This is a genomic window from Paenibacillus sp. SAFN-054 (assembly GCF_051966755.1).
GTDB lineage: Bacteria > Bacillota > Bacilli > Paenibacillales > Paenibacillaceae > Paenibacillus_AQ.
In genome coordinates, this window is record NZ_JBQCKS010000001.1 from 1,745,634 (window position 1) to 1,765,495 (window position 19,862).

11 protein-coding genes and 1 pseudogene are annotated in these 19,862 nt (G+C 49.7%); 2 read left to right on the forward strand and 10 right to left on the reverse strand.

Annotation, left to right across the window (positions count from 1 at the left end; genetic code table 11):
- Positions 1–148: 148 nt before the first annotated feature.
- Both ACTHPM_RS08030 and ACTHPM_RS08035 read right to left on the reverse strand, forming a co-directional pair.
- Positions 149–1,177 carry a phosphotransferase family protein gene (locus ACTHPM_RS08030; protein WP_440394659.1) on the reverse strand — a complete coding sequence of 343 codons (1,029 nt, stop codon included), beginning with the start codon at positions 1,175–1,177 and terminating at the stop codon, positions 149–151.
- A 79-nt stretch (positions 1,178–1,256) separates the two neighbouring features.
- The gene (locus ACTHPM_RS08035) at positions 1,257–2,168 is read right to left on the reverse strand and encodes a phosphotransferase (RefSeq protein WP_440394660.1); all 912 of its coding nucleotides are present in this window, start codon (positions 2,166–2,168) and stop codon (positions 1,257–1,259) included.
- A 186-nt stretch (positions 2,169–2,354) separates the two neighbouring features.
- Between ACTHPM_RS08035 and ACTHPM_RS08040 the strand changes: the two genes are divergently transcribed.
- Positions 2,355–4,013, forward strand: coding sequence for a diguanylate cyclase (locus tag ACTHPM_RS08040; RefSeq protein ID WP_440395385.1), 1,659 nt, complete (start codon positions 2,355–2,357; stop codon positions 4,011–4,013).
- A gap of 161 nt (positions 4,014–4,174) precedes the next feature.
- Here the strand turns inward: ACTHPM_RS08040 and ACTHPM_RS08045 are convergent, their stop codons facing one another.
- Entirely contained in the window at positions 4,175–4,558 is a 384-nt protein-coding gene (locus ACTHPM_RS08045; RefSeq protein WP_440394661.1) for an iron chaperone, read from the reverse strand.
- 192 nt (positions 4,559–4,750) lie between these two features.
- Between ACTHPM_RS08045 and ACTHPM_RS08050 the strand changes: the two are divergent.
- Positions 4,751–5,570, forward strand: a pseudogene (locus ACTHPM_RS08050) (methyltransferase domain-containing protein).
- Positions 5,571–5,647: 77 nt separating this feature from the next.
- Here the strand turns inward: ACTHPM_RS08050 and ACTHPM_RS08055 are convergent.
- From ACTHPM_RS08055 to ACTHPM_RS08085, 7 genes are all read right to left on the reverse strand, one after another.
- The gene (locus tag ACTHPM_RS08055) at positions 5,648–6,790 is read right to left on the reverse strand and encodes a beta-ketoacyl-ACP synthase III (RefSeq protein WP_440394662.1); all 1,143 of its coding nucleotides are present in this window, start codon (positions 6,788–6,790) and stop codon (positions 5,648–5,650) included.
- A gap of 186 nt (positions 6,791–6,976) precedes the next feature.
- Positions 6,977–8,137, reverse strand: coding sequence for a cobalamin-independent methionine synthase II family protein (locus tag ACTHPM_RS08060; RefSeq protein WP_440394663.1), 1,161 nt, complete (start codon positions 8,135–8,137; stop codon positions 6,977–6,979).
- Positions 8,138–8,248: 111 nt separating this feature from the next.
- Positions 8,249–9,265, reverse strand: a complete 1,017-nt coding sequence (locus ACTHPM_RS08065; RefSeq protein ID WP_440394664.1) for a glycosyltransferase — start codon at positions 9,263–9,265, stop codon at positions 8,249–8,251.
- Positions 9,262–9,690, reverse strand: coding sequence for a hypothetical protein (locus ACTHPM_RS08070; protein WP_440394665.1), 429 nt, complete (start codon positions 9,688–9,690; stop codon positions 9,262–9,264). The genes ACTHPM_RS08065 and ACTHPM_RS08070 overlap by 4 nt, the downstream gene beginning before the upstream one ends.
- A complete protein-coding gene (locus tag ACTHPM_RS08075; RefSeq protein WP_440394666.1) occupies positions 9,680–10,633 on the reverse strand; it encodes a phosphodiester glycosidase family protein in 954 nt (317 codons plus the stop codon). Before ACTHPM_RS08075 ends, ACTHPM_RS08070 begins: the two co-directional genes overlap by 11 nt.
- A gap of 330 nt (positions 10,634–10,963) precedes the next feature.
- Positions 10,964–18,343, reverse strand: coding sequence for an S-layer homology domain-containing protein (locus ACTHPM_RS08080; RefSeq protein ID WP_440421493.1), 7,380 nt, complete (start codon positions 18,341–18,343; stop codon positions 10,964–10,966).
- A gap of 164 nt (positions 18,344–18,507) precedes the next feature.
- Entirely contained in the window at positions 18,508–19,413 is a 906-nt protein-coding gene (locus ACTHPM_RS08085) for a hypothetical protein (protein ID WP_440394668.1), read from the reverse strand.
- Positions 19,414–19,862: the final 449 nt, after the last annotated feature.

The following is a 19,862-nucleotide window of genomic DNA, read 5'->3' on the forward strand; positions in this document are numbered from 1 at the left end:
GATTTCATTTCATAGAACAGCATCCTCATAAATTTCCAGAGCGATAACGATATCCTCTTTTGAAAAAAACGCACGCTTCCTAATCTTCTGTCTTGTAACTCTACCCCTGGGCGCAGCCTGTCGCTAGCAGAAGCAGCGTTGTACCTCCTCATTTCGCTCCCTCCTTTCTGTTTAGCAAGAAGCATGCCGTTTTCGTAAAGGGGGCTGCCCAGTCCGAAAAAGATAGCTCATGATCCCAGGTGACGCTATTCGTTGCCTTGGCGCAGCCCCAATCCAATATCCGCTGATGAAGCATATGTATTTTGAATCGTTCTATAACCCCCTCATCGATTCCCGTGAGGTCTACATAAGTTCTGATCAAATGCTCTGCCGCTTCCTGCTCGTTCTGTTCGGTGTACATGGCAACCATTCGCGGCAAATCTGCAATACCGTCACCGAAATACCCCATCGTAAAATCGAAAATACCGCTTACTCGCAAGCCGCCCCCTTCCGATTCCATGAGAAGAACGTTTTCCACCGTGAAATCCCCCATCACGAACGATGGCGAATGAAACCTGTCGAATGCTTCCACGGCATCCGCCAGCATATCTTCCACCCATTCGGTGTCTTGATCCGTTATTTTAGAATACTTTTCAGCATCCTTCAGCCAATAACGAATTCTGTCAAAAAGCCAATCTTTATAAGACGTACCGAAAGGAAGAATGCCAGATTCCGTTTCAGGAGCAAACTCGCCAAAGGAATCTGTCTTCCAGCTGTGCAGTTCGCTTAAGGCGGCCGCATATTGTTCAGCGATCTGTTTCTTCTCCCCGGCGCTTATCCCTGCTTCTGTCCCTGACATATGACGTCCTGGAAGACGCGGCATGATGGCATACGAGAAGTCACAAATTTCTTTGGTGTCGTCGATCAGATAGGGGGCTGGAACAGGCAGACGGGTTCGGCGGTGCAGCTGTTCGATAAAAAACTGCTCCTCCACCAATTGTGTCTCATATAACGGATTGCCTTTGAGAATATATTTGCCGGATGAGGCGTGTATGAACATCGTTTGTTTGCCTGTGCCATCCGGCGTATTCTCATAAGAGATCAGCTCACCCAACTCATAACGCCGGAGTATCCGCTGAACTTGAGATGGGCTCAACTCGCCGAGCGGTTTAGAGGAAAAATAGATATTTGTCGTCATATTGGCTCACCACCTTGGAATTCTACTGCAACCAATCTACTTTTATCGTGTGCTTGCCTTTCCGAACGATAGATGCTGATCAAGTCAAAGCCCTCAGGATCGTTGCCTTCGCCTCCTCCTCGATTTTCTTATCCTGTTCATGGACGGCTTGCAGGAGAATCAGCATCGGAATGTACACGGCAATCAGACGGGCCAGTATTTTGGTTTCTTCCTCGACTTCTCCGTACGCTTTGAAGAATTCCGATCTTGCGCCGGGAGGCACAAAACTGTATGCGACATTCAGATCGCAGGCGGGATGGCCGATATTCATATCTCCCCAGTCGATCACCCCAGAGAGCCTGCCGGTCTCGTCGACGAGCATGTTTTTAAAATGCAGGTCTCCATGAAGCAGTACTTCTTTGGAGCCTGCCTGTTTCAACGTTATGGCCTGCAAATACGCTTCGATCTGCTCATGCTCCTCTTCCCTCAAATGTTCGCGAAGCTCGGACAGATGGTCCAGCATTCGGGCTTTACGTGACGAAACGTCGGTAAGATGTCTGTGATCAGTTGGAACGCCTAACTCTCGCGCTTCCTCCATCGGAAAGGAATGTAGGCTCTTTAAGAAACGGGCCAGAGGCTTGACCGAAAGGATGCGCTGTTCATCTGTCAATCCGACTGGAAACTTGCCGGCCAAATACGTATAGCCCAAAAAAGGTGACGGATAATCGAGGGTCCCTTTGCCAAAAAATAGCGGTTTCGAATATGGAATGCTAACCACATTCTCTAGCTTTGGGAGCATCCTCCCCTCCATTTCCAGCAAATTCACCGCAACTCTTTTTCGTGGAAAACGGAAAGCATAAGCCTCTCCGACCGCATACACGGTGTTGTCCCAGCCATGACCCAATTTCCGTACCGGACTTAAGGAAAGCTGCGGAAACTGGCTATATATTAAGGCTTTGGCCATATCCTCCGTAACTTCCCACTCTGCGTCCCATGCATTTGAATTTTCCATACTGTGCACCTTTACTTCTTGATCCAATTAATTTCTTTACATCAGTTACTCTATTAGAGTATGTTTTTGAATAGATACATTGCAGGCGATTAAATTGAACATTAAAAATTCGAAGTGATATATATTGCTCTATCATGTTAGAATTTGGTTAAGATATTATACATAAGAGGTGTGCACTTGGTTTTTATGGCATATATTGACCTAATCGTATGTATCCTTTTGTTTGCCTTGTTCGTGTATGTATTTGCCACGGTGACCATCACGAACCTTCACAAAGCTTATCTCGGATTTCACTTTGCGATGATGCTGTGGCCCTTCAGCCAATTTTCCATCAAAATCACTAAGGACCCTACCCTTCAGTTATTTTATGTGAAGCTTGCTTTTGTCGATATGGCGCTTCTCGCTGTCGGATGGTTATTTTTCACGCTCCTGCTGACGAATTCCTCCCGGCTGCCACGGAGAAACATATCCTTAGCTTGGTCTCTGCCGGCGCTGCTTGGAGCATTGGTGGCTGTATGGAACCCGAACGGTTGGTTCGTTCAGCCGGTTCATGGCGGTTACGTTCAACGACTCTATGGACCGTTGTTCTGGATAACAAGCGTGGTCTTGATCGGATATGGGATCGTATCGCTTTATATGATCTACCTTACGCTGGTTTCGGACAAAGCCCCCCGCATCAAAAAGCAGGTACGGCAGGTTCTCCGAGGCATCATGGTCGTCATCGCCCTGATCGCTGCAGATATTTGGTTCAATGTCATTTTCCCGATATCCGGATCGGTTATCCCGGGACTTTCATCTCTAGGCATTCTTTTATCCGCCGTCTTTTTTATCATCGCCATCCACCGGGATAAGGTATTCGATATCGTTACCATCGCCCACCAGGATATTATCAATACGATTACAATCGGAATTCTGGTTCTGGATGACAATGAAATGATCGTAGAGACGAATGAGTCCCTGCCTGCCGATGTTCGCCTCCACGTTGGCGATCGCTTTGAAATCGCCTCCATACTTCCGATTCAGGAGCCCGTTGGCAGCAGGCTGCAGTTTATCCAAAAATATTGCGAGAGTCCGCTCGAAAGCGCGGAGATCGAAGTGCTGTACCAGACAACGAAAGAACGTCACGTCCATATCCACGTCTCCCCCATCATGGTTGGCGGTAACAGGGTCGGGCGGATCATCACCTTTCAGGATATGAGCGAGCTCCGGCGCTTGATCGACGAGACAACGTCACAGAACGAGATTCTGCAGCAGCGGAACCAATCCTTAATTGCGATGCAGCAGGAGCTCCATAGGACGAATGAGAAGCTTCAGCACATGGCGATCACCGATGGTTTGACAGGCTGCTATAACCGAAGTTATTTGACGCAGAAGCTGGAAAATGAATTATTGAAACAGAAGGATGATCAAACGCCGTTCTCGATTCTCCTTCTTGATATCGACTTTTTCAAATTGATCAACGACAACTATGGCCATATGGTCGGAGATGAAGTGATCTGCAGCACAGTGAATGTCATTGCGGAAAAGCTCCGTGACAGCGATATCCTTGCCCGCTTTGGCGGTGAGGAATTCATGATCTATTTGCCAGGCACGACATCGACCGAAGCCGACCGGCTGGCTGAAGAGATTCGAACCGCCGTCGAAGGGAACGTCATCTTGGTTCCTCATGACATCCGAACCTTATCCATCACCGTCAGCATTGGCACTCTATCCGTTCAGGAATGCCCGATGGAACAGGCGATGAATTCAAGGACGGTCATCAATGACATGTTTCAAGCGGTTGACCAGGTTTTATACCAGGCCAAAAGAGAGGGCCGAAACCGCATGGTCGGCGCCGTCCGATAGAGCTTTTTTTGCAAACAAAACATAGAACCGTTTGGGCACTTACATATCGTACAGCATAGAACCTGACACACAAATGGATTTGCTGTACCGGGTTTAACCCGTCATACGAAAACAAGCCGATGTTGTCCGGATTCACAGGGGCCATGGCTTGTTTTTTGCTTTTATTTCTTTCGCTTGCTTTGCGCTTTCTCCTTGTTGCGTGCCGCTCTGAATCTCACAATGCGGCCAATGAGCTCATAGGGAAGCGGCTGATCCAGGGGAAACTGAATGGCTCCTTTAGACGTTCGGTATTCTTTTAATTCCTCCTGAAACTGTTCGATGCCGTCCGGTGCGGGATAAAAACCGATATGCTTCTTGAAGGCCGCAAAATGCACGAGATTTCCATGAAGCTCAAAGGTGGGCATCTGGTAACTGATCTTTTCCTTGGCGTCCGGAGCGGATTCACGGATGACCTGCCGAAGCGCTTGCAAAGTGCCCTGTAGCCCTGGGGGACATGCCAAAATGTACTCGTCAATCGAACCGTAAACCAGTTTACTTTCTTTCATGAGAACCGGCTCTCCTTCGTTCCAATTCTGGGAAATGATACAACCATTATAGCAGGCTGTCTCACAAAATGAACCATGGTTATACCTTTTCAATTCAACCTTTGATTGAGTCCCCATCAAATTCAACTGACGGGTTGTTGTACAACCCTGGCAACTCTTATACAATCAGTCGCATAGAGGAGCGTGTAAACCGTGAAAGAACAGTTAGCCAGGAACATCAGAATTTACCGTAAAGAAAGAGGCATGACGCAAGAGGAATTAGCACAAGTTCTCGGTCTTTCCTCCCAAGCGTTATCGAAGTGGGAGAATGCCCTAACCATGCCGGATATTTCACTGCTGCCCGAGTTATCCAGAACACTGGAGGTAAGCGTGGATAAACTTTTGGGATATGTATCCCAAGATCGGCCAATCACCATCTATCAAAAAGAATATCAGGCTGAAGGCTATTACTGGGGAACAGTCCCCAATTCCGTTTGCTACCAAGTTCTGCAACTCATGCCGCCTACGAAGCCACTTAAAATGCTGGATATTGGTTGTGGCGAGGGCAAAGATGCTGTATTTTTTGCAAGAAACGGGTACCAGGTGACCGCATTTGATATCTCTGAAGCAGGAATTGAGAAAACCAAAAGGCTGGCGGAACAATCCGGGGTTTATATCGACGTGTTTAAAGCGGATATATTGGATTATCGCTTGGATGATGACTATGACATTATTTTTTCAAGCGGTGTCTTGCATTATCTCAAACCTGACTACCGAATAGAGATTCTCGATAATTATAAACGATTTACAAAACCCAAATGGACTGCACGTTTTCAACGTATTTGTTGATAAACCGTTTATTGCCCCACCTCCCGAAAAAGAGCCCTTGGCCTTCAAATGGTATTCCGGTGAACTGCTGTCACATTATCGCGACTGGTTCATCAAAGATAGCTCAGAAGTGGTGTTTGACTGCAATTCTTCAGGAATTCCCCACCAGCATGCCATGTCCAGCATCATAGCTCAAAAAGTCTGATCAATGCATAAAAAAGCGAAAAGAAGGGGGCCTTCTTTTCGCTCAAATACTATTGGAGCGTCTTCGCATGTATTCTGCTAAACAAGCTCACCCGCTGCCCCCACTACGGTCAACAGCATCGTCGAAGCCTGGAATCTTCCGCTCTCCGGAACAACGCACACTACTTTTTGGCCTTCGGAGAGATGGCCTTCGTTCATAAGCTCCTCCAGCATGATATAAATCGAGGCAGACCCTGTATTTCCCTTCGTGTATAAATTCGTGAACCATTTCTCGTCGGGAATCGATACCCCGCCAAGCTCCAGCAGCCGGAATATTTCCTCCTTAAACACATGCGAAGAGTAATGGCAAACCATCCAATCGATTTCATCGGGAATCATCCGCCCTTCCTCCACAAGCTCCAGGAACCGGCTCGTTCCTACCTTGGTAATTTCATTCACAAGCCTTACATCCTGTCTCAGATTCAGGGCGCCATGATCCGCCGCTTCATGAATGGACGGGTAGTCCAGCCAGGAGCGGAGCCCATCCTCTTTGCTCATGCCCGAATACATGCAGACATCGTATTGATTCGCGTACGACTTGTTATCGATCCATTCGATGCGCAGTGAAAGCCCCGAAGCGGAGGGTGAATTTTGCAAAATTGCCGCACCTGCCCCGTCTGAAAGCATAAAGCGCAAAAAGTCCGTGTCGAACGGGACGCGGCTGTTGCTGTAAATGCCCTGAGCCTCAAATTTGGTATGCTTGAACTCGCGGCTCAGAAACTCGCTGGCACATGCAATCGCTGCTTCATGCTCCCCGGACCTGATATGTAAAAAGGCATTTTTCAATGCATGCATCCCACTCGCGCATAATCCGGCATGCGATGCGATTTCCATGACCGGAAGACCGGTCTCCGCATGCACCATGCTGGCAAAACCAGGCAGAAGAACGTCACCTCTCGTCGCCCCTGCTGCCAGAAAACCGATATCATTGTCCGTTATGCTTCCATGGCGTTCTATCGCGTCACGAACGGCAAGTGAAGCCATTTCGGCATTCGAGTACAGACTTTTCTGTTCTTTGTCGATCGCATAATATCGCTGCCTGATTTGATTTTTTTCAAGAATGATGCGCTTGGTTTTGGAAGACTTCCCTCCGATTTTGCCTAGATAATCCTCCATTTCCTCATTGCTAACCGGAGAGCCCGGCAGGAATTTCCCCAAACTCGTAATATAAACCGGATTCATAGGACACCTCTCATATAATGATATAATTGTTAATTATTATGCATTTTATGACAAATGTAAAGTATTGGAATACTAGTTGAATATCACCAATAAACCTATCAATACGGGATGATAGACCGCCAAATAAAAAGTGGCTTCCATCAACAAAAAAGAGGGGCGAGGGCCCCTCTTTTGCTTAGTTAAATATTAGTTACCCCAATACTGCTCGGCAATACGTTGTCCCTGATTAATTTTCGCCCACTGTTCCTCTTCCGTTAATTCATTGCCGCCATCACAGGACGCAAAACCACATTGATGAGAAAGCAACAATCGATCCTTGTCAATAATTTTCGATGCTTCATCAAGCAATCTAACGACACGTTCCTCATCATCAAGCGTATTGGATTTAGAAGATAACAATCCAAGCACAATTTCCGTTTCAGGCTTATCTTTGAATACCGCTAGCGCCTCAAGTGACCCTGCACGTTCGTCATCCCACTCCAGGAAAAAGCGGTCGTATTTAAGCTGCTTCAAGAACAGATGAGCAATTTTGGCATATGAACCACCGCCCATATTACGCGAGTCATAGTTGCCACGGCAGTTGTGAGTCCACATTTTCAAGCCTAAGCTATGACCAAAATCAATGATTGTATTGTTAATGTCAATAAATTCTGCCGCTAGCGCCTGTACCTCCTCTTGATTAATATGCTCGCCAGTATATGGAGAGTTCGGGTTATCATCCGCGAATAGCTCCCATAAGCAATCGTCGAATTGAAGGATCTTTCCTCCGGAAGCAGCAAAATCCTCTACAAATTCTTTATAAGCCTTAACGAGACCGTTCTTTAGCTCATATCGATCCTTATAAACGGCATCTTTGCCGCCAACGTTATCCGACCATGATAACTCCCCAAAAATATGGGATGGAGAAGGTACGCACAGCTTTGTTTCTCGGTCGCCAGCCAGAGTTTGAAGCTTTTTATATACATGAATAAAATGATGATTTTTCCCACTCAATTTGCCTGTAATACGCAAACCAATATCTTTTCGAGTCTCATATTTTGAAGTTCCATCGGTATCTCTGAAGAAATATCCATGATCCGCTATATAGCGGCTTACCCCTTGAAAGCCCCATACAAAGTCCAGATGCCACATCGATTTGGAATATTCTCCATCTGTCAGAATGGACAAACCATTATTAATTTCTTTATCAACTACAGCCTGGATAGCCTCAGATTCAGACTGTTCATACCCTGGAAAATCATCGTAAAAGGGATAACGGATATCATCCCGGCGTTCAATTTGATGTTTATATTCTAATAAATCCGACGGGCGCAGCAGGCTGCCTACGATTTGAAATCTATTGCACATAAAAATCTACCTCCAATTAGCATTCTGTAATGAATTGATTCTAGCATGGAGGGATACTCTCTATATAATACTTAAAAACAATATCTGGTTATAGCTAAAAGCTATAACGAATTACTTAGCAAAAACAAACTTCCTTTGAACCCAATAGCTTAACAAGAAGAGCGTTGTTTCCGTTAAAATTTTAGCCGCGATCAAGGACAGCCCTATGATGCTGTAATAAAAATCGATGACGCCGTAGTTCGCAAGCATGACAACCAGTGCAAGGAGCATATACCTTGGCAGAGAGCTGTGGACAGGTATAGCATTGGATTTTGAGAATACGAAAACGTTGTTGGCGATATAATTGAATGCTGCGCTGCAGATTCTTGCCCCGACGACGGCGAGTAACAGGTTGGATGTAAAGATCTGAATAAGTACAAGAAGCAGCATATCGAGCAGTGCGGACATCAAAGAAGACATGCTGAATTTCAAGATAGGCAGGTATACGCGGAAAGAATCCTTCAGAAAATGAAAATGGGAAGACTTGTTTTGCTCCAGATATACGGTATCGATGTCCATTTCTTCGAACGCGTAACCCGCTGGAACAGCCTCGAGCAGCATATTCATTTCATATTCGAACCGCTCGCCAGGAATTTTGCACAGCCAGGGAAGCATCTCCGTCCCGAATCCGCGAAGTCCCGTTTGCGTATCATGAATTGTGGCGCCGCTGGCAAAAGCGAATACGCTCCTTGTGACCATGTTTCCAAAACGGCTGCGGAAGGGCACCTTCCCGGCAAACTTCCTGCTGCCAAGCACGATTGCATCATGGTGGTCCTGCACCTCCTCCGCAATTCGGATGATATCTTTCGGCAGGTGCTGTCCATCACAATCCGCGGTAACCACACCTTCCCCTTCCTTCGTTTCCTGTATATATCGGAAGCCCGTTTTTAACGCGGCTCCCTTCCCTCTGTTGCACTCATGAGACAGCACCGTACAACCCAGACCAGCAACCGCATCAAAAATAGACTTATATGTCGGCCCGCTTCCATCATCAACAACGACAATTTCATAGTCACACCGATCTTTCAAATCCTGGATCAAGGGTATGAATCTTGGATTGGGTTCGTAAGCCGGAATCAGGATGATCATCGATGTCCCTTCTTTCTCACGGCCGCTGCTCGGTGAGCAATTACCGTAATGAGACCTGCCGCTAGGAAGCCCCATCCCGCCGCATGGTAATATACAAAGTGGGAAGAGCTTGTTCCGGCAATTTCGAATATCCCCTTAAGCAGACTGGCCATCGTCAGTGCCGCAATTCCCGAGTTATGAAGATTTAAAAATACCCTGCAGCTGGCTGAATGGGTGATGCCCGGAAAAAGCTTGCCTATAATGAAGCAGTATAGTGCCCCTCCGAGCAGCGGATATAAAAACATCCAGGTCATGGCCGCTGAATCGACACCATGGCTGAAGACCCCATAAACCTTGTCAAAAGCTACAGCTGCCGCCGATAGGATTACGTAGGACCATACGGTTCTGTTAAGCTGCCTTTGGTATTTGCCCGTATTAATAGCCAATGTAGACAATGTCGCTCACCTTTCTTTCTCCTATGCTTCGGCCGCTTGTCGGCTTATTGACCACTTTTCCGTTAAAAACCATCGTTGAGGATCCGCCGCCGTCCAGGTTATAGGCTACCGTGCATCCAAGGTCCTTAAGCTCCTGTGCTAATTGTAGAAGAGATAGTCCCTCACTCTCGCTCGTGCGTCCATCCGATACAATGACCATATAATGAAGCTGAGAAACCTGGCCGATGGCCGTTCGGGGATTGCTTGTCATGGCCCTTCCTACCTCGCTTGCGCCGTCAACCACAATGTTGCCGTCCTCCACGAGCCCCGGTCCAAAGGATAATACCTGCCACGCCCCCTGGTTGCTTAGGGTATCCAGGCTTACCTCTCCTTCGGAAATGATGGACAAGTTGCCGTCCTTATCGATCACCAAAGCCTCATGATCCCCGCTACTGGCTGTATCCCGATAAGGAGCACCGTTCCGCAGCACATATCCGCTATCTCTAAACCCGTAAAAATCTCCGTTTATGGCAAAAATCGCATGGTTCTGTTCAGCGATGCGAGATGTGGTTGCCGTGATATTCCTGCCATAGGTCTGATCGGCAAGGGCTGTTTTAAGGTACGACGGATCCGACACCTGGATATCCGCGATGTAAAGGGTAGAATCATATTTCCGTACCGGCTTTATCGTGATTTTGATATTTTCGTCCTTGTATGACATGTCCGTTACGATCGCCTCGGACTGTGACTTCAATTTCGTTGAAGTCTCCGTGGATGCTGTCTCTGTTGATGATCCGAATGTCGTTGTTTGGTTAGAAGGTGGTGTCATTTGCGATGCATCCGCTAACGATTTAGGCAGGACAAAGGTATCCAGCAGTGTATAGGAAACAGAAGCCGCCAGGATGACAGCATAAACCGCCGCCCATCGGTATGGCCTGAGTAACATATTTTTCATTCCGAATTCGACCTTTCTGATAGAAGAATTAGCAGCGCTTTGCTTGGCTTACTCTTAATCTACAGGGCGAAGCTTTAATGAAGCTTAAAAGATCCGGTGATTCTGCATAGAAAAAAGGCCTGTTTCGTTTAAGTCGAAACAAGCCGCGATGCGCTCTAATGCGTGTCTCGGTTTCACTACCAACATCGAATTCCGATTCATTAGTCCTCTCAAAGATGGAATCAAAAATATTCATTCCATTTAGCGGTGAGTCCTGCGTAAATGTGACATGAAATAATAAGTGGACACCGTTATTCACAGTGTCCACCATTATCGTAACGAAATTAACTACTACACATCAAAACCAAGGTCAAGCGTAACATTTAGCATTCGTAGAATCATCATTACAGCTTCCGTGCGGCTTGCATTATCGTTTGGCTTAAACTGATTGTTGCCGGTGCCGTTGATAATACCCGCATTGTGCAGTTGTTCGATGTACGTCTTCGCCCAGTTGTTCGATGTATCTGAGAAGGTATTTGTCGTAGCCGAGGTCATGTTCATTACACGAGCTAGAATCGCGGCTATTTCAGCGCGGGAGATGGATTGGTCAGGTTTGAAGTAGCCGTCGCCCATCCCAGTCACTACACCTGCTTGTTTCAGCGCGTCGATCACGGCCTCCGCCCAGTGCCCTTTTGTATCTACGAATGTACCCTTGTCAGATGCATGAGGAGTATCAAGATGCAGCGCCCTCACAACCATTGCTGCAAACTCAGCACGAGTTACATTCGCGCTTCCATGGAAATTGCCGTCAGGTGTGCCCGTAACGATACCAAGCTGCGCCGCAAGCGTTAATCCATGTGCACTCCAGTCCGTCGGTTTGACATCCGGGAACGTAACGACAGTCGCAGAAGCGAACAATTGACGGAGAGTTTGCTGCAACTTTTCCGGGCTAGGAATCAAGTTCGCGTTCAGGACAGGTTTCGTATCCGTCGGAACCGTAGGCAGCACCGGTGTCGGTGTCGGTGTCGGTGTCGGAGTCGGCGTTGGTGTCGGTGTTGGTGTTGGCGTTGGCGTTGGCGTCGGCGTTGGCGTTGGCGTCTGTGTGCTTCCTCCACCTCCGGAAGGCGGTGTAGCTGCCTCCTCACGCGTCACCGTGACGGTATAAGTTTGCGTTGTCGTGCCGTCTTCCGCTGTGACGTGGACAGTGATCGTGTTCGCACCGACCGCTAGCGCCTTCGCGCCCAGATCAGCCGCGGTGATCGTTGCCGCTGCATGGGTCGGGGTCGCTGTAACGATTGTGCTTGCCACGCTGTTCGCTACGGATGCCGTGTACGTCAAGGTATCTTTCGCGAATGTCGGGTTCAACGTCACGCCGCTTAATGTCAGCGTGCTTAAGGTCGCCGTCTGGGATGGAGGATTCACGGTCACCGTATAGGTGACCTTCGTGGTCCCATTCTGCGCGGTTACAATAACTTTATCGCCTGTTGCCAGCGTGGTCGCTGGCGTCGTTCCGTCCGCTTCATATATTTCAAACGAAGCATTCTCCGCCGGCGTAATCGCCGCCTTAAGCGCAGCTACCGTTGTGCCATATGGAATGTTGGTTATCGTCTCATTCGCGGTTCCTCCAGCGCTTACGGTGCCGATGGTAGAGGTCAGCGTCGCGCCAGGATCTATAACAACAGAACCGGCCGCCGCAACCGTAATAACAATCTCCCCAGCATGTTCCGTGCCGTTAAGGCTGTACTGGGCCTTGTAAACCTTGGCAGCTTCTATGTCCGTATTGGCCGGGAAGGTCAGCACGGCCGTCTGTTCCTCGGAAGTACCAGTAGTCGTGGCAGTCAGGTCGCCGCTGGATACGGTGATGCCATCCGCCAGGTTGGCGCCCTTAATGCTGAAAGTAACCTGGCCACCGCTTGCCTCAAGGCTTTTTGGCGTTGCGGAAAATTCATCGACGTGCGGATCTATAACAACAGAACCGGCCGCCGCAACCGTAATAACAATCTCACCTGCATATTCCGTGCCGTTAAGGCTGTACTGAGCCGTGTAAACCTTGGCAGCTTCTGTGTCCGTGTTAGCTGGGAAGGCCAGCACGGCCGTCTGTTCCTCGGAAGTGCCAGTGGTCGTGGCTGTCAGGTCGCCGCTTGAAACGGTGATGCCATCCGCCAGGTTGGCGCCTTTAATGCTGAAAGTAACCTCGCCGCCGCTTGCCTCAAGGCTTTTTGGCGTTGCGGAGAATTCGTCGACGCGCGGATCTATTACAACAGAACCCGCCGCCGCAACCGTAATAACAATCTCACCTGCATATTCCGTGCCATTAAGACTGTACTGGGCCGTGTATACCTTGTCAGCTTCCGTGTCCGTATTAGCCGGGAAGGCCAGCACGGCCGTCTGTTCCTCGGAAGTGCCAGTGGTCGTGGCTGTCAGGTCGCCGGCTTTGACAATAATGCCGTTGGACAGGTCAGTACCCGAAATGGTGAAGGTCGCATTGCCGCCCTCAGCGGGTAAGTTGGTAACGCTGGCTCCAAAGTCTGTTATGACGGGCGTGTTCACAGAGCTACCCACAGTGCCATACAGCGTATCCTTGTTGGCGGGGTTGACTAGGCCATCCGCTGTCGTAACCACGGGGGACTTGATTCCCACGGTAGGATGCGATGACCACTCAGGCATACGGATGATGTAGTCGTAGGAGCCTTCGTATGCTGGCAGGGTGCCCGTATAGGTCAGGACAAGATTGTCGCTGCTGATACCGGAAAAAGCCATCGTACCCTTGCCCAGGCCGGATTTAGGATACAGCATCTCCAGCGTGGCTTTGGAAAGTTCGGTAGGATTGGTTGCCGGCTTCTTCAGGGTGACAGTCACGTTAATCGCATCACCGGGCTGAGGTGCCTCTGGCTGGAGGGTAATGGATTTTATTACACTATCCTCTTCCACCAGCAGGTCTGCCAGCTTGTATTCCGCGTAGTTCATGGGTGCACCATTGTCCACATGGGTCTCATAGAGCAAACCGATGTCGCCATTGGACAGCTCCGCCAGACTAGAGTAAATGAACTCATCGCGGTTCACCTCGTAACGGTACTTCCAGTCCACGGTGTACTTTTCCGCAGCGTTGGGATCCGTATTCTCGGTAATCAGGCCGATCCGGATGATGCCGTCACCCCTGATCTCACGATGCTCGGGGCTTGACAGGATCAGAGCAGGCTTACCATCGATCTTTGCACTGTAATTGATAACAGAAACCATCGAGTTGCCGCAGTATGCCAGCTGAGGATCCTCCTTAAACGGACCGTAGTTCACGCCGTCGGCGCTATCCGCGTAGCCAACGTAGCCAGTTACTCCACGGGAGTACATACGCACGGTGCCGTCAGGCAGTTCCACAAGCTGGGCCTCACTGGTCTTGCCGGGATTCAGGGCAGTGTCAGTGGTCAGTGTGGTAGCGGGGCCGCGGCTCCAGGTCGCGCCGTTGTCATCGCTGTAGATAACGCTGGAGCGTTCACCACGGGTGCCTTCGGTGGAGTAGACGGGCATCAAGATGCGGCCCTTTTGCGGCCCTTGGCTGATTACATATCCGCGGCCAGGACCGAAGCCTAGGAAGGACTCGGATTCCTGCTTCAAATTGTTGAGAATTCTCGGCGCCGACCATGTCTTGCCGCCATCCGTGCTGGAGGCCATCCACAAATAGGAGGTGCGATAAACCTGAAGCTCCGACTCCTCATAGAAAATATTCATCGGAACACGGTTGCCGTTATACTGAAGGTTGGGGTCCCTCTGCTGAACGGTCAGCGCGTTGCCGTCTTTATATAGGTTGTAGTTTTCGTCCACGGAATACGCTGTGGCAGTATCGGTTGTACGGTCCCAAACCGTGCCGTCGTCCTTGATGTACAAGGTAAAGTTCGCCATGCTGGTAACAGAGCTACCTTTTTGTGTCAGGGCGAGATACTTCTTGTCGCCCACGGTGATCATGCCGGAACCAGCTTGACTTCGGGCTGAACCCGTTCCATACGGGAAGGCGTCGGCCATCAGGTAGATGGTTCCGTTGTTCGCCTGGACGATCACAGGATCGATAAAGGAAGCACTGTTGTTGATGACAGCGCCGGCCTTATCAGAGATATCAACAAAATGGAAGGGCAGGGTGGCCTTTTCCCACTCGGTCTCGCCAGCGCGGCGGAAGACCACAGCGGTATTCAGGTTGTTGGGGGAGTCGCCCGCGCTACCGAACCGGGCATCCACTGCTGCCATCTGGCTGCCGTCGTTCAGGGTCAGCAGGGCAGGGATTCTGAAGAAAAGGGAGCCTGTTGCTGAGAAGAGGTGCGGGTCCTTCTCAGGTGTTGCAACGGCTGTGTTGGTGTAGTCAATCATATCCTGATCGGACATTGCGACAGAATAGACGTTCAGGTCCAGAATGTCGCCGACGAACGGATATTTGCTGTTGGTAGAATTACGCGGTGTCCAGCCCATTGTAGCGGCATCCAGCGCAGTATAGTCCTTCAGCATTTTCCAAGTACTTTGAGTTAGCGTCTGGGTAAAGACCAGCTTGCCATTGGCAAAGAGCTTAATGGTCCAGTCCTTTGGACTCGCGACCAAAGCAACCGCATTGCCGGCGCCAATATTGAGGACATTGGCCTTCCCGCTGTAGTTATAGGAGTTGCGGAGCTCGTAACCGAGGGTCACACCATTGGCATACAGATGGAAGTGGTTGCTGGCGGTGGTGGACTCAGCGAAGCTCACCAGTGAGCCGAGCGAGCCAGGACCGACAAACTTTGCGGTGATGGTAATCTGGTCCAGAGTTTTACTGGCATTGAGGGCCTCCGTACCCAGAGAAATACCGCCTTCAGTGCCACTCAGAGTCACGGGTTTCGGCAGAGTATAAATCAGATTGGTAGCCTCAGCGGTGAAAGTGACAGAGCCCTTGTTGGAAACATTGTGGGCCAAGTCGAAGGCCTCCACTTCAACCGTGTACGCAGTACTCTTGGTGAGGCCTGTCAGGCTGTAGCTAGTGTTCTTTGTGGTGCCTTTCAGAGCGCCGTCCACATAGACGTTATAGCCCTCGACGCCCACGTTATCGGTGGAAGCGTTCCAGCTGATGATAGCCTTGGTGTCCTGAACCTGAGAGGTCCTCACGTCGGCAGGAGCAGTCGGCGCTTCGCTGTCGCCCGTGTTGTTGTAGGAGATAACGGGAGTGACAAAGAAGCCAGGATTGGTTATCTCTTTGCCAGTGATCACATTGTAGGCTTCAACACGGATGTAGTCGCCCTGCTGAGCGGTAATCGTTTGGGGATTCAGTGGCACCAAGGCGCCGTTGGAAGCGGTCATGTCGATGGGTTCAATCACATTCTCGCCGTTCTTGGTGATCTTGAGGTAGGCGGTACCGCCTGTGCTGGGACCGCGCATCTTTGCGCCGCCGGAAGCGTTGGTACCACCGCCGAAGCTTAGAATCACTGAGCCGGACTTGGGTGCCCGCCATGCCATGGCAGCGCTCTCGACACCGGTATTCTTATAGAGAGGACCGCTGATAATGCCGTCGCGGGAATTATTCTCCAATGCGACCGTAGCCCAGGTATCTGACGAACCATTGTTGTAGCTCTCCATCCAGCCGCCCCACTCGTCCTGGACCGTCATGTTGGAGTAGGTTCCGTTCGTGGACTTATACTGATAGAACCAGACTCCGCCCTGGTTCGAGGAGTATTCTGCTTCATAGTTGTAGCTATTCTTGATTTTGATGGTGTATTCTCTATAGACGCCGCTCTCGGCATAGATCCGCAGAATCATGCCGTCCTCCAAGAGTGCATGGCTGACTTTCACGTTCCCCTTGAAGATGGAGGCGACAGACTTATTCGCGATTGTGATGTTGTTCAGTACATCTTCCGTGGTGGTGGGATTCTTTTCCAAGGAGGGAACATTGAGGGTCTGCTTCGAGCCGCTGCCGGTAATCATGTAAGGTGTACTGATGATCTCGGCGTTGGAATCTGACACATAAAGACCAGTCTCATATGCGCCAATATCGGGCATGGCGTCCAGCTTGTTCCCGAAGAAGTCTTTCCCCCCTGCGTTAGTGACAGGCCTGCCGGCATCAATTGCGGGAGAATTCTCCTGCAGCTTATAACCGTCGAAAACACTGCGGTCGTAGACCCTTTTCGTGGAGCTGGCGCTTTTGGGCGCGCTGCCGCCATTTACAAACTTAGGATCCGCTGTTATTTTGTTCGCATCCGTTGGGGTCGAGGAAAAATTGTAGTAAATGTTATTACTCCAATTAGCGCTGATTCTGCTCCAATTCGCAACCGCTGCGGACGCGGGCGTACTGCTGTCATAGTAGAAGATGTTATTGTAAATATTTGCTTTACCGCCATTCATACGGTTGACCGGAACACCTTCCTTAATGTAGAAGACGTTGTTATAAATCTCACCGTTCGGATTCGAAGTCAGGTTCAGAATACCACCCAAATCGTTCTGGCTGATGTTATAACGGAAAATCGTGTTGACTGCCTGCTGCAGGCAGAACATCACGGCACCACCGGCATTGTTGGCAGAGTAATTGTATTGATAGATAGCGCCGTCGCCAGAGTCGGCGTCCCATGCCTGTCCGTCTTGGTTGTCATAGGCATCATAGGCCTCGTTGTACTGGAAGACAGGGGTCTTGGACTTCCATGGCCAGATGCCGGCAGCCAGCATGCCGCCGCGGTTTTTGCCGCCGTTCTTCTGGCTGACGGGATTTTTGTAAATCTTGCTGTTCATCTCGCGGGCAAAGCCAACGGCTACATTGCGCTCTACCAGAGGCTGGTAACAGTACATTACGGTGATGGCGTCTCCGCCGGGCTCACTTACATAGTTGTTCCGGATGACAACGTTGGTGGAGCCATACTGCATCACGATTGTGTCGGAGAGCTCAGTAGCATTAAACTGGCTCCAGTAGCTGGTATAGCCAACAGCAATGCCCCAGCGGCTGACGTTGGACACGGTGTTGCCCTCGATCACCACATCGTCATACTTGGCGATGCCGGTCGATGGGTCTTTGGGCTGTGCACAAACGAAGTAGATACCGCCGTTGGCCATATGCTTGTTATAGACGTTACCATCGATATCGCTAATATCAAGGTTCCGCAAGACGATGTGGTCCACTGTGCCGATATTCTGGGCGACGCCGGCGACACCGGTGCGGTCCATCTTATCCGCATCGCTATGGTCTGAATTGTTGTAGGGTCCATTGGTCATGGCGATGTTGCTGATCTCAATGTACTCCACGTCGTACAGCAGGATGCTGGAGGAAACGTCGCCCTTTAACACATGAGTGGAGCTATCCAGGGAACTCAGGTTATAGTCCTGGTGCCAGACACCTTTCCCATTGGTGGCGATCAAGGGCTTAGGCATGCTGTCATCACCGTAACTATCGATAATGATGGGAGCCTCCTTGCTGCCTGAACCCTTCACATGCAGATATCCGTTTTGGAAAACCGAGCCTTTTTCCAGCAATACCTTGTCGCCAGGCTGCAGGGTAATCTCGTTGATCTTCTGCAGACTGTAAAACGCTTGGTTCATACTGGTGCCGGAATTCTCGTCGTTACCACTCACGGTACTGACATAATAAGTGGTGCCGGCAGACTGTGGCGATGTACTGGTGCCGGAATTCTCGTCATTACCACTTACCGTACTGACATCATAAGTGGTGCCAGCAGACTGTGGCGATACGGTTTCCGCGAATACCGGTAAAGTCAGCATGCTGCTTATGACCATTGCCATAGCCAAAATACCCGCTAGTATTCTTTTTTTCATTTTTTACTCCTTCCACTTTTCAATTTTTGGGGGCTACCTGGAATGCTTCTATAACCAAACGCAGTAGATCATTCAGGGTCCCAACCAATGGATCAATCGGGAATCCCAGCTTATTTACCAGCGTTAAGCACTTATCCAAGCTGCTTCGCCGTGTACCGGTACAGCTTCTCGGCGTCGTATACCGCCTCGATCCGTGCGGTGCGATTCTCGATGAGTACGTCATACTTCTGCTCCTGTAAGGATCGCTTCAGTACACTTGTGAGCGTCTCAAATGGAATGTAGCCGTTCTTTACCCGCTTCACGCACTCGATCAGGAAAATACGGCCATTCTCGTTTATCAATTTGGAGAGATCCCCGGTCTGCAGATCCTCCGCGTAGTATAAAAGATCCTCGTTGGACCGGGCGTAGGCGGCGTAGCTCTCCTCGTCGATGGTCGCCGTCTGATAATATTTCTTCAGGCTTGGTACCTGTTCCAAGGCTTCCTCCAGGGAGCCCTGCTCTGCCGCTGCCTGCCGCAGGTCATTCACCTCCGCCTCAAGCCCTGCTATTTTCTCCTCAGACTGCGTGAGAGAATCGGTGTAGACTTCCATGTAGCGGAGCTCCATTGTATCCTCCTGCATGTACAGGGAGTCTTTGTCTTGGTCGTACCGCTGCCGCATTTCCTCCTCTGTTATGTTCATTTCCGGGTTGCTATCGTCATCAGCGAACTGCCGCCGGAGGGCGCTGGCTCGATATTGTATGTACTGGTTGAGATCGTAGCCGGACAGACCGGTGATGATCTTTCCAGCGGAAATGGCCTCTGCGCGATCTTTATTCTCAGACTTGAACTGGTCGCTCAGCGCCTCAAAGCTGGCATCCTCCAGATAGCCGCGTTCCACAGCCAAAGAGCTGACCGCGTAGTTCTCCCGAAGGATCTCCACGGCACGCTCCGCCACCATTTCATAAGGCATACCCAAGCTCGTTTGTGTATTCCAATACACCGGCGAAATTCCGTTTCGGGTATGTTCGGCCAGAACATCATTGCGAGCGGAGAACATAGCCCACCGATATACTTCCTCTTGTATCTCTGTTCCATCGATTGTCAGTAGGACCTTGTTTTCCCCCCCGCTGTCCAAGGCAAATACACTTATGAGAACACACGCTACGACTACTAAGACAACTAGGAAAACCCACCAAACCCGGCTTTTGTTTATTAGCTTTTGCATAGCCACTATTTGCTTTCGTTTCATCTTAACCCCCCTCCTGTGTTAACGCTTTCATTATGAACAAGAAGTAACCGAATTGCTACTTCATGATTGAGTTCATTTTTAGAATTCTTGCTTTTTTTATGTACAACGAATAAACAGCATTTAATGCACTTATACTCAGTGAATTAAAGAAGAAATGGGTGGGAGTATTTAATATTTACAAACGAAGGAATCGGCGCCGTAAAAGCAGTGTAAACAGGCAGGCACTTCAGAATGTCGATAATTTTGCGGAAATTGCA

Coding starts and splice junctions, on each gene's coding strand:
- ACTHPM_RS08030 (WP_440394659.1), bottom strand. CDS start 1,177: ATGACGACAAATATCTATTTTTCCTCTAAACCGCTCGGCGAGTTGAGC.
- ACTHPM_RS08035 (WP_440394660.1), bottom strand. CDS start 2,168: ATGGAAAATTCAAATGCATGGGACGCAGAGTGGGAAGTTACGGAGGAT.
- ACTHPM_RS08040 (WP_440395385.1), top strand. CDS start 2,355: ATGGCATATATTGACCTAATCGTATGTATCCTTTTGTTTGCCTTGTTC.
- ACTHPM_RS08045 (WP_440394661.1), bottom strand. CDS start 4,558: ATGAAAGAAAGTAAACTGGTTTACGGTTCGATTGACGAGTACATTTTG.
- ACTHPM_RS08055 (WP_440394662.1), bottom strand. CDS start 6,790: ATGAATCCGGTTTATATTACGAGTTTGGGGAAATTCCTGCCGGGCTCT.
- ACTHPM_RS08060 (WP_440394663.1), bottom strand. CDS start 8,137: ATGTGCAATAGATTTCAAATCGTAGGCAGCCTGCTGCGCCCGTCGGAT.
- ACTHPM_RS08065 (WP_440394664.1), bottom strand. CDS start 9,265: ATGATCATCCTGATTCCGGCTTACGAACCCAATCCAAGATTCATACCC.
- ACTHPM_RS08075 (WP_440394666.1), bottom strand. CDS start 10,633: ATGAAAAATATGTTACTCAGGCCATACCGATGGGCGGCGGTTTATGCT.
- ACTHPM_RS08080 (WP_440421493.1), bottom strand. CDS start 18,343: ATGGCAATGGTCATAAGCAGCATGCTGACTTTACCGGTATTCGCGGAA.
- ACTHPM_RS08085 (WP_440394668.1), bottom strand. CDS start 19,413: ATGTTCTCCGCTCGCAATGATGTTCTGGCCGAACATACCCGAAACGGA.